The organism is Pseudomonas sp. R19M (genome assembly GCF_050312585.1).
GTDB classification, from domain to species: Bacteria; Pseudomonadota; Gammaproteobacteria; order Pseudomonadales; family Pseudomonadaceae; genus Aquipseudomonas; species Aquipseudomonas palleroniana.
Genome location: NZ_JBNPJV010000076.1, coordinates 86,793 through 97,034 on the forward strand (window position 1 = coordinate 86,793; position 10,242 = coordinate 97,034).

Below are 10,242 nucleotides of genomic sequence, written 5' to 3' on the forward strand. Positions count from 1 at the left end.
GCATGCACGTACTGGTCTGTGAAGACGACGAACTGATCGCCAGCGGTATCGTGGCCGGCCTGACCGCCCAGGGTTTCACCGTCGAGCGCGTCGCTTCGGCCGCGGCGGCGCGGGCGATGCTCAAGGCGGCGACGTTCGACATCATGGTGCTCGACCTCGGCCTGCCCGATGAAGACGGCCTCAAGCTGTTGCAGCAACAGCGCAGCCAGGGCCTGGAAATCCCGGTGCTGATCCTCACCGCGCGCGATTCGGTGACCAACCGCGTCGACGGCCTGCAAGCCGGCGCCGATGACTACCTGCTCAAGCCCTTCGACCTGCGCGAACTCGCCGCCCGTCTGCAAACCCTGTTGCGGCGTGTGGCGGGGCGCAGCGTCAACCTGATCGAACATGGCCGGCTGGCGTATGACCCGAGCAGTCGCGAGACCTTCCTGGGCGGCCAGCCGGTGGACCTGTCCCGTCGCGAACAGGCGCTGTTGCAAGCCTTGTTGCACAACAAGGGCCGCGTGCTCTCCAGCGAACAGCTCAAGGACAGCGTCTACGGCTTCAACGATGAACTGGAAAGCAACGCGTTGAACGTGCATATCCATCACCTGCGGCGCAAATTGGGTAACGGTATCGTCGAGACCGTGCGCGGCCTGGGCTATCGCCTGGGCACGGCGGATGACGGCCCGGCGGCGGGAGACAACGCTTCGTGATGAGCCTGCGCCTGCGCCTGACGTTCAAGCTGGGCGCCGCTTTTGTGTTGATCTGGGCCTTGGCGGCCGCCTGGATGCTCAACGATCTGCGCAACCAGATGATGTTCTCCCTCGACCAACGCCTGGTGGCATCGGCCCGCATGGTGGCGGGGCTGACCGAGCAGATGCCGGGCCTGGCCAGTGTGAGTGGCGGTGCACATTTGCGCACCGAACAACTGAATGTACCGGGCGGCATGGCCTGCCAGGTCAGCTCGTTGCGGGGCGAGATCCTCGCACGCAGCCATACCACCCCGGATGAAGGGCTGGAGTCGCGCCAGAGCGGCTTTCGCGACCAGGTCATCGACGGTGTGAGCTGGCGCAGTTTCACCCTGTCCCGTGGCGACCTGCTGATCACCACCGCCGACCGCCAGGTGGAGCGCGAGGCGTTGAACCTGTCGATCCTGCTGGCGGCGTCCGTGCCGGTCGGTGTGGCCTTGCTGGGTTGCCTGTGCCTGCTGTGGCTGGGCATCGGCCAGAGCCTGGTGCCGCTCAATCGCATGCGTGATGCCTTGATGCGCCGCAGTGTCGACTCCCTTGAACCGCTGCAGATCCACCCGTTGCCCAGCGAACTCAAGCCGCTGCTCGACACCCAGAACCAACTGCTGCAACGCATCGCCAAGACCATCGAGCGCGAACGCCGTCTGACCGGCGACGCCGCCCATGAGCTGCGCAGCCCGCTCACGGCGATCAAGACCCACCTGCAGGTGGCGCGCATGACCGAAGGCGCGGCCCGCGACCAGTCCCTGGCCCATGCCGAGGAAGGCGCTGACCGCCTGCACCGTACCCTGGAGCAACTGCTGCTGTTGGCGCGGGTGGAGGGCAACCTGTCGTTCGATGACGGCATGCACTCCAGTGCCGAGGAAGTCGCACGCCTGGCGATCCAGGACGCCAATGCGGGTGACAACCGGCGTATCGACCTGATCCTGCCCGACAACCTCTCGGCCACCCCGGTTGAAATGCCGGTGGGCCTGGCGGTTGCGGCGCTGCGCAACCTGCTGGATAACGCCCTGCGTCACACGCCTGCGGATACGCGGGTGGAGCTGAGCGTGCTGACCGCGACCGATAACGTGATCTTCCGGGTGCGTGACCATGGCAAACAGATCTCCAGCGAGGACCTGCAATACCTGACGCAACGTTTCTGGCGCAACGGCAACAGCGAGGGCTGCGGCCTGGGCCTGGCAATTGTGCAGGCCATCGTCCAGCGTTGTTCCTGCTCGTTGAAGTTCGACAGCCGGCCGGATGGCCTGCGCGTCGACTTGGGGATGCCACTGCGGCGCTGAGCCGTTCTTTTTCAAGTGCCAAATAGTTACCGCCCGCCTGAGCTTGAGCGCTTCAGGATGGCGGTAATTTTTTTGTGCTCGAACGGGCTGAATGATTCGGCCTGTAGTGAAAAAGGACGGTCCTTATGTTGATCATCGATAGCAGTTTCCCTTCCAAGGATTTCAATGAACGTCACGGCGAGCCCGTGCGGCAGGTGGTGCTGCATTACACCGCGGCGCCGTTCGGCTCATCCCTGAATACGCTGACCCAGGGCGGTGTCAGCGCGCACTATTTGTTGCCCGACCCGAATGAGCCCGGCTATCGCGCCAGCGGTTATGACGAGTTGCGCGTATTTCGCCTGGTACCCGAAGACAAGCGCGCCTGGCATGCCGGTGCAAGCCACTGGGGAGGGCGGGATAATCTCAACAGCCGGGCGATTGGCATCGAGATCGTCAACCTGGCGCGCGATGACGGCGGCGTGTTTACTTTTCCGGCATACCCGGCGGCGCAGGTCGATATGTTGATTGCCTTGTTGGGTGACATTCTGGGGCGCTACCCACAGATCGGGCCGGCCGACGTGCTGGGCCATTCGGATGTGGCATATTGGCGCAAGCGTGACCCGGGGCCGCAACTGCCTTGGCGGTGCTTGTATGAAGCGGGGATCGGCGCCTGGTTCGATGAGGCGACGCGGGCCATGTACCAACGCCGGTTTTGCCTCGGGCTGCCGCCGGAGGTCGAGGTGGAACGGGCTTTCCAGCGCTATGGCTATGCGCCGGCGAAGAATCGCCAGGCATTTGAACAGCGCACCCGGGCATTTCAGATGCACTTTCGGTCGCGGGATTATCGCGGGGAGCTGGATGGGGAAACGTGTGCGGTTCTGTATGCGTTGAATGAGCGGTACCGGGGGATCTGATGGTCGGGACGGGCGTTACCGAAAAACGGATAAGCACTGCGTTCCCCTAAATCCCCCCGCCGCTGGTGCGTCTTCAGAACATGCCATCCGTAGACCCACGGATCACCCGTCTGCTCACCCCACCCGCGTATTGAGGGATCGAGAAATGTCCGTCGCCACCATTCGCACCGAAGACACCCAACTGCACGAAACCCTCTACCACTTCGAGGAAACGCCACTGCTGGCCCGCCAACGCCAACAGGAATCCAACGCCCGCAGTTACCCACGCCGTATCCCGCTGGCACTCAAGCGCGCCAAGGGCATCTATGTGGAGGACGTGGAGGGGCGGCGTTTCATCGATTGCCTGGCCGGTGCCGGCACCCTGGCACTGGGCCATAACCACCCGGTGGTGATCGAGGCCATTCAACAGGTACTCAGCGATGAACTGCCGCTGCACACCCTCGACCTGACCACCCCGGTCAAAGACCAATTCGTGCAGGACCTGTTCGGCCTGCTGCCGCCGGCGCTGGCGCGGGAAGCGAAAATCCAGTTCTGCGGGCCGACCGGCACGGATGCGGTGGAAGCCGCGCTGAAACTGGTACGCACCGCCACCGGCCGCAATACGGTGTTGTCATTCCAGGGTGGTTATCACGGCATGAGCCAGGGCGCACTGAGCCTGATGGGCAGCCTGGGGCCAAAGAAACCGTTGAGCGCCTTGCTGGCCAATGGCGTGCAGTTTCTGCCATACCCCTACGATTACCGCTGCCCGTTCGGCCTGGGCGGTGCGCAAGGCGTGCGGGTCAACCTGCATTACCTGGAAAACCTGCTCAATGATCCGGAAGCCGGCGTAGCGCTGCCGGCCGCGGTGATTGTCGAAGTGGTGCAGGGCGAAGGCGGGGTGATTCCCGCCGATCTCGACTGGCTGCGCGGCCTGCGGCGCATCACCGAACGGGCCGGGGTGGCCCTGATCGTCGATGAGATCCAGAGCGGCTTCGGCCGTACCGGCAAGATGTTTGCCTTCGAGCACGCCGGCATCATTCCGGACGTGGTGGTGATGTCCAAGGCCATCGGTGGCAGCCTGCCGTTGGCGGTGGTGGTGTATCGCGACTGGCTCGACACGTGGCTGCCGGGCGCCCATGCCGGGACCTTCCGTGGCAACCAGATGGCGATGGCGGCAGGTTCGGCAGTGATGCGCCATCTCAAGCAAAACGACCTGGCCGGCCACGCCGCCGCCATGGGCGAACGCCTGGCTGAACACCTGCGCATCCTGCAACGGGATGTGCCGCAATTGGGTGACATTCGTGGGCGTGGGTTGATGCTCGGGGTGGAACTGGTGGACCCGAACGGCACACTCGATATCCAGGGCCATCCACCGGTACACCGTCAATTGGCACCGCTGGTACAACGCGAGTGCCTCAAGCGCGGTCTGATCCTGGAGCTGGGTGGCCGTCATGGCGGCGTGGTGCGTTTCCTGCCACCCCTGGTGATCACCGCTGCCGAGATCGACCGTGTGGCCGAGATCTTCGGGCGTGCCGTGGTGGCAGCGCTCGCCGGCGTCTAATTTTTCGTACGCCTGGTACGTTTCTACAGATATCAGCGCTGCGCGTGGTGCGCAGCCAGCCTTTGAGCGATGGAGAACAGCAATGACCTCAGTATTCGACCGCGACGACATCCTCTTCCAGGTTGTGGTCAACCATGAAGAGCAGTATTCCATCTGGCCCGACTACAAGGCCGTGCCGGAAGGCTGGCGCACCGTGGGCAAGAGCGGCATGAAGAAAGAGTGCCTGGCCTACATCGAGGAGGTCTGGACCGACATGCGCCCGCTGAGCCTGCGCCAGAAGATGGACGGTGCGGCGCTGGCCGGCTGATCCAGCGCATCCCCTGTGGGAAGTGGCTTTTGTGGCAAGGGAGCAAGCTCCCTTGCCACAGCAGTGTTTCAGCGGGTGTACAGGTAGTCTGTTGCCAACGACGCCAGCGTCCTCACGCCCACCACCAACGCTGATTCATCCACAAAGAACCCCGGGTTATGGTTCGGCGCAGCCTTGCTCATGTCCTGATCCCGTGGCGTCACTCCCAGGAACACAAACAGCCCCGGTGCCTCCTTGGCATAAAACGAGAAGTCTTCGGCACCGCCCACCAACGGGCCTTGCACCACATCATCCTTGGCCGCCCAGCGCAGGCTTGGCAGCATCTTTTCGGTCAGGGCCCGGTTGTTGATGGTGGGGTCGTATTTCTCGATGATCGTGACTTCGGCCTTGGCGCCCCCGCTTTCAGCGATTTTCTCCACCGTCTGACGCACATCCGCGTGCAGCTTCCGGCGAATGCCGTAGTCGTAGGAGCGAATCGTGCCGCTCATGTCCACCGATTCGGGAATGATGTTATAGCGCGTCCCCCCATTGATGGTGCCGATGCTGACCACCGACGGGAATGACGAGATGTCGGTACGGCGGCTGACCACGGTTTGCAGGCCGACGATGGTCTGCGCGCCGACGGTGATCGGGTCGATGCCGTCCCACGGGCGGCCGGCGTGGGTCTGTTTGCCGAGGATCTTGATGCGCAGGTCATCGGAACTGGCCAGGGTCGGGCCGGGACGGTAGGCGATCTGCCCGGCGGGCACGCCGGCCCACACGTGCAGGCCGAACACCGCGTCCGGCTTGGGGGCCTTCATCACGCCTTCCTGCACCATCATCTTCGCGCCCCAGGTGTTTTTGCCGTCGGGGATGAAGTCGCTCGGGCCTTCTTCAGCGGGTTGGAAATAGAACACAACGGTGCCGGGCAGGCGGTCGCGCATACCGCTGAGGATTTTCGCCGTGCTCAGCAAGATGGCGGTGTGGGCGTCGTGGCCGCAGGCGTGCATCACGTCGACTTCCTTGCCCAGGTAGGTGCCCTTGGCCTTGGAGGCGAACGGCAGGTCGGCGACTTCCTTGACCGGCAACGCATCCATGTCGGCGCGCAACGCCACGGTCGGGCCGGGCAGGGCGCCTTTCAAGATGCCGACGACACCGGTGCGCGCCACGCCCGTCTTGACCTCAAGGCCCAAGTCGCGCAGTTGCCCGGCGACGAGTTCGGCGGTGCGCTGTTCAGTATTGCCCAGCTCGGGATGGGCGTGGAGATCGCGGCGGGTTTCCAGCAACACCGGTTCGAGTATTTTGGCTTGGGCGGCGATTTCTTCCCGGGCACTTTCCTGGCCGCCGCTGGCGGCAATCACCGCACTGCTGGCGACCCCGCACAACACGCCGAAAACCCATGGGTGTGTCAGACCGGTTAAACGCATAAGGAGCTCTCCCTCTTTATTGTTGTGGATCTTTCTCCTGCACGCTGCCGGCAGTGACCACCTGCACACTCAGGCGCGGTGTCGCCAGATCGAGCCCGGCTTCATCCAGATGACGCTTGAGCGACAGGTTGAACGCCCGCGACACTTCCCACTGCTTGATTGGCGCGGTTTTGAAGCGTGCCCGCAGGATGGCGCTGCCGGATTCGAAGCTTTCTACCCCCTGAATCTCCAGCGGTGACCAGATATTGCGGCGTTGCAGCGGGTCGTTGCGCATTTTTTGGCCGACGTCGCGCATCAGTTTGATCGCGTCGTCGATTTCCATGTTGTAGGGGATCGCCACCCGGAAAATCGCATAGCCGAACTCCCGCGAGTAGTTCTTGATGCTCTTGATTTCACTGAACGGGATGGTGTGCACGATGCCGTCGATATCGCGCAGGCGCACGGTACGAATAGTCAGACCCTCGACGGTGCCGAGGTGGCCGCCGACGTCCACGTAGTCATCGATGGCCAGGGAGTCTTCGATGATGATGAACAGGCCGGTGATCAAGTCCGCCACCAGCGACTGAGCACCAAAACCGATGGCCAGACCGATCACACCGGCACCTGCCAACAGTGGCGTGACGTTCATGCCCATGTTCGCCAGGGCGACGATAGCGGCGATGATGAAGATGGTCACGAACAGCACGTTGCGGATCAACGGCATCATGGTTTGCGCACGGGCGTTGGCCAGGCCTTTGCGCGAGCGGGTCAGGGCGTGGTGAATGGCCGTGTCGCTGAGGATCCAGATCAGCCAGGCAAACAGCAGTGTGCCGCCCAGGCCGAACAGCTTGACGCTGATCTCATGGCCGTCGCCTTCGGTAAAGCGGATCAGCGACAGGCCCCACACACGAAGGCCCAGTTCAATGAACACCAGCCACACCAGCAGATGGGCCAGGGTGTAGACGAAGCTTTTCAGGCGTTCGGAGTACAAGGCATGACGCTTGTGCCCGCGTTGCGGCTTGAGGGCGTGGCGGCGTACCAGGCCGTTGATCACCATGCACAGCACCAGCAACACCGTGCACAACAGTGACTGGCGCAGCGCCGTGCTGGTGTCGCCCGCCGACAGGAAGGTGGCGAACAGCGAAATGCCCACCAGCAGCAGCGCCGGCAAATACCAGAAGGTGCCGATGATGGACAGGGTATCGGTGAGGGCGCGGCGGGTGAGGCGGCGCGAGAGCGGTTGGTTGCGAATCAGGTGCGCGATGGGGCGACGGAAACGCAGGATAAACACGCCGGTGGAGAGCGCCGCCATCACATTGGCGACGGTCGCGGCGGTATGAGCCAGGTGCTGCCCCAGGGCCTGGACCAGCCGTGGGTCGCTCAAGGCTTCGCCGAACGCGGCAAAGCTGCCGATCCACCACAGCGGGCGGAAAGCCTGGTGGCGCAGGATATACAGGGCGCGGTGGCGGTGCGGACCGTCGAGCACGGAGAACGCAATCACACAGATCGCCGAGAAACAGGTGCCGACCACCAGCGCATAGGCCAGCACCATCGCCAGGGATTTGCCCAGGGACGAGGGCAGGGCGTAGCTGAGGTAAACCGTGATGATCAAGGCGATCATCCAGGGGCCCAGCTTGCGCAGGGCGAAACGCACCATGTCCCAGGTGCGCGGGTGTTGCGGCAGTTCTTCCGGCAGGCCGAAACGTTCGCGTACGCGGTGGCTGAGCCAGATGAGCGCCGCCGCCAGCAGGCTCCAGACCGCCAGGATCACGGCAAAGCCGAAAATGATCGGCAGCCACTCGCTGGCCGGCAGCATCAGGGCGCCGAGTTCATCCTTGGCCTGGTCGACTTCATTGGACCAGCGCCCCAACGGGCTGTCGGCCCCGGAAAACTGCGATTCAAGACCCGCCAGGGTGCCGCCGATCAGCCCGAGTACGCCTTGTTCGGCGGCGGGTTGAGCCTTTTGGGTGGCTTCGCGCAGCTTCTTCAGGTCGCTCAGCAGCTGAGTGCGCTGCTGGTCGTTTTCCAGGGTCTTGATCACCTCATCCAGCGACTGCCCCAGGGGCACTTCGGCCTGGGGTTGCGGTTTGGTGGTGCTGCCCAGCAGGCCGGGCAAGCTCACGGCTTGGGCAGGCGCCAGCGGCAACAGCGTGAGCAGGGCGATCAGGATAGAGCAGGGCAGGGCGAACAGACGGGAGAACACGAGGCGGTCAACCTTGGAAACGACGAATTGACCGAGTGTACGAGGCCGCTATGCCCAATGCGAGTGCATTTGTCATTCCGCCAGTTTGGCGAGGATCTTGTACACCACGGTACCCAGGATCAGCAGCATGCCGATCCACATGCCGAATACGCCGAGGGGCTTGTCACGAAAGTTGAAACCCACGGCCAGCATGATCATGCCGATCAGAATCGGGATAAGCATGGCGTGGAAAGAGGACATGGAGATCATGGGGCGACGGCCTTGTCGGAGTGGGAATACTGACAAGTCTAGGTCGGATTGCAGAAAGTGCAGATGATGCAGGTCAGGTTCACCCAAATCAAAATGTGGGAGGGGGCTTGCTCCCGATGGCCTGCATAGCAGGCCCATTTTTGAGGCCGCTGCGCGGCCTATCGGGAGCAAGCCCCCTCCCACAGTGACCGCGCCCCCTCCCACATTTCCCCAGTATCAGGCATCAGGGCAAGTCGTGGCTCGCATAGAACGCACCCAGCACTTTCACCAGATGCGCCAGGTCGTGGCTGCCGCACAGCTCGCGAATGGAATGCATGGCAAACGTCGGCAGGCCGATGTCCACGGTACGCACACCCAGGTGGCTGGCGGTGATCGGGCCGATGGTCGAGCCGCAGCCCATGTCGCTGCGCACCACAAAGCTTTGCACCGGGACTTCCTGGGCCATGCACAGATGGCGGAAGAAGCCGGCGGTTTCGCTGTTGGTGGCGTAGCGCTGGTTGCTGTTGACCTTGATTACCGGGCCGGCGTTGAGTTTCGGGCCATGGTTGGCGTCGTGTTTCTCGGCGTAGTTCGGGTGCACGCCGTGGGCGTTGTCTGCCGACACCAACAGTGATTTCTGAATAGTGCGTACGAATTCATCACCTTCGGGCAACAGGCGGCGCAAGGTCTGTTCCAGCATCGGGCCATCGGCGCCGCACGCGGAGCAGGAACCGACTTCTTCGTGGTCGTTGCACACCAGCACGCAGGTTTCGTCGCTGTCACTGGTGAGCAAGGCTTGCAGGCCGGCGTAGCACGACAGCAGGTTGTCGAGGCGCGCGCCGGCGATGAAGTCGCCATTGAGGCCGATCACCGCTGCACTTTGTGTGTCGTAGAAGCTCAGCTCGTAGTCGAGCACCACATCGGCATTCAACCCATGTTCCCGTGCCAGTTGCTCGGTGAGCACGGCGCGGAAGTCCACGCGCTCGTCACCGGCGAATTGCGCGAGGATCGGCGGCAGCTCGGTCTGGGCATTGATCGCCCAGCCCTGGTTGGCTTCACGGTTCAGGTGAATGGCCAGGTTGGGGATGATGGCGATAGGCAGCTTGAAGTCGATCAACTGGCTTTCGACTTTGCCGTCACGGCGGAAGGTGACGCGGCCGGCCAGGGACAGGTCGCGGTCGAACCACGGTGCGAGCAGGGCGCCGCCATAGACTTCTACGCCCAGTTGCCAGAAGCCCTGGCGCTGCAGCTCAGGCTGGGGCTTGACCCGCAGGCACGGGCTGTCGGTGTGGGCGCCGACCAGGCGGATCCCGCCCTGCAGCGGCGAATGACGGCCGAGCTTGAAGGCAATGATCGAGGAATCGTTACGAGTGACGTAATAGCGGCCGTTGGCTTCGGTAGCCCAGGTTTCGCGCTCGTCGAGACGCTGATAGCCGGCCGCTTCCAGACGCTGGGCGAGGGCGGCAGTGGCATGAAAAGGAGTAGGGGAGGCCTTGAGGAAGTCGATCAGGCCTTGATTCAACGCTTCGCGCATAAATAGCTCCAGACAGCAATGCGCGGAGTTTACCGTATTGGTTTGACTCGGTGTCTAGAACTGACACAGAACTAAATGTGGGAGCGGGCTTGCTCGCGAATGCGGTGGTTCAGTTAACTCAACTGTGACTGACACACT

General features: G+C 63.1%; 9 protein-coding genes. 5 read left to right on the forward strand and 4 right to left on the reverse strand.

Annotated elements, in window-relative coordinates; genetic code table 11:
- The first annotated feature begins 2 nt into the window (after positions 1–2).
- The 5 genes from ACQRBT_RS16540 to ACQRBT_RS16560 all read left to right on the forward strand — a co-directional run bounded on the left by ACQRBT_RS16540 (position 3) and on the right by ACQRBT_RS16560 (position 4,754).
- Positions 3–695: a response regulator gene (locus ACQRBT_RS16540; protein WP_060755987.1), complete on the forward strand. Its 693-nt coding sequence runs from the start codon at positions 3–5 to the stop codon at positions 693–695.
- Positions 695–2,014, forward strand: a complete 1,320-nt coding sequence (locus tag ACQRBT_RS16545; protein ID WP_060755986.1) for an ATP-binding protein — start codon at positions 695–697, stop codon at positions 2,012–2,014. The genes ACQRBT_RS16540 and ACQRBT_RS16545 overlap by 1 nt, the downstream gene beginning before the upstream one ends.
- Positions 2,015–2,139: 125 nt before the next feature.
- Positions 2,140–2,907 carry an N-acetylmuramoyl-L-alanine amidase gene (locus ACQRBT_RS16550; RefSeq protein WP_104994401.1) on the forward strand — a complete coding sequence of 256 codons (768 nt, stop codon included), beginning with the start codon at positions 2,140–2,142 and terminating at the stop codon, positions 2,905–2,907.
- A 145-nt stretch (positions 2,908–3,052) separates the two neighbouring features.
- Complete coding sequence (locus ACQRBT_RS16555) at positions 3,053–4,447, forward strand: aspartate aminotransferase family protein (RefSeq protein WP_412047547.1); 1,395 nt, start codon at positions 3,053–3,055, stop codon at positions 4,445–4,447.
- Between the two features lie 82 nt (positions 4,448–4,529).
- Entirely contained in the window at positions 4,530–4,754 is a 225-nt protein-coding gene (locus ACQRBT_RS16560) for an MbtH family protein (RefSeq protein ID WP_028617283.1), read from the forward strand.
- A 68-nt stretch (positions 4,755–4,822) separates the two neighbouring features.
- Here ACQRBT_RS16560 and ACQRBT_RS16565 read toward each other — a convergent pair whose 3' ends face one another.
- From ACQRBT_RS16565 to ACQRBT_RS16580, 4 genes are all read right to left on the reverse strand, one after another.
- Positions 4,823–6,160, reverse strand: a complete 1,338-nt coding sequence (locus tag ACQRBT_RS16565) for an amidohydrolase (RefSeq protein ID WP_412047548.1) — start codon at positions 6,158–6,160, stop codon at positions 4,823–4,825.
- A 16-nt stretch (positions 6,161–6,176) separates the two neighbouring features.
- A complete protein-coding gene (locus ACQRBT_RS16570; RefSeq protein ID WP_161549152.1) occupies positions 6,177–8,342 on the reverse strand; it encodes a mechanosensitive ion channel family protein in 2,166 nt (721 codons plus the stop codon).
- A gap of 72 nt (positions 8,343–8,414) precedes the next feature.
- Positions 8,415–8,582: a hypothetical protein gene (locus ACQRBT_RS16575; RefSeq protein ID WP_162492707.1), complete on the reverse strand. Its 168-nt coding sequence runs from the start codon at positions 8,580–8,582 to the stop codon at positions 8,415–8,417.
- A gap of 232 nt (positions 8,583–8,814) precedes the next feature.
- Positions 8,815–10,104 carry a M18 family aminopeptidase gene (locus ACQRBT_RS16580; protein WP_060755982.1) on the reverse strand — a complete coding sequence of 430 codons (1,290 nt, stop codon included), beginning with the start codon at positions 10,102–10,104 and terminating at the stop codon, positions 8,815–8,817.
- Between the last annotated feature and the right edge of the window lie 138 nt (positions 10,105–10,242).

Bases quoted from the DNA above. Each gene is read 5' to 3' on its own strand.
- ACQRBT_RS16550 (WP_104994401.1), top strand. From the start codon at position 2,140: ATGTTGATCATCGATAGCAGTTTCCCTTCCAAGGATTTCAATGAACGT.
- ACQRBT_RS16560 (WP_028617283.1), top strand. From the start codon at position 4,530: ATGACCTCAGTATTCGACCGCGACGACATCCTCTTCCAGGTTGTGGTC.
- ACQRBT_RS16565 (WP_412047548.1), bottom strand. From the start codon at position 6,160: ATGCGTTTAACCGGTCTGACACACCCATGGGTTTTCGGCGTGTTGTGC.
- ACQRBT_RS16580 (WP_060755982.1), bottom strand. From the start codon at position 10,104: ATGCGCGAAGCGTTGAATCAAGGCCTGATCGACTTCCTCAAGGCCTCC.
- ACQRBT_RS16545 (WP_060755986.1), top strand. From the start codon at position 695: ATGAGCCTGCGCCTGCGCCTGACGTTCAAGCTGGGCGCCGCTTTTGTG.
- ACQRBT_RS16575 (WP_162492707.1), bottom strand. From the start codon at position 8,582: ATGTCCTCTTTCCACGCCATGCTTATCCCGATTCTGATCGGCATGATC.
- ACQRBT_RS16540 (WP_060755987.1), top strand. From the start codon at position 3: ATGCACGTACTGGTCTGTGAAGACGACGAACTGATCGCCAGCGGTATC.
- ACQRBT_RS16555 (WP_412047547.1), top strand. From the start codon at position 3,053: ATGTCCGTCGCCACCATTCGCACCGAAGACACCCAACTGCACGAAACC.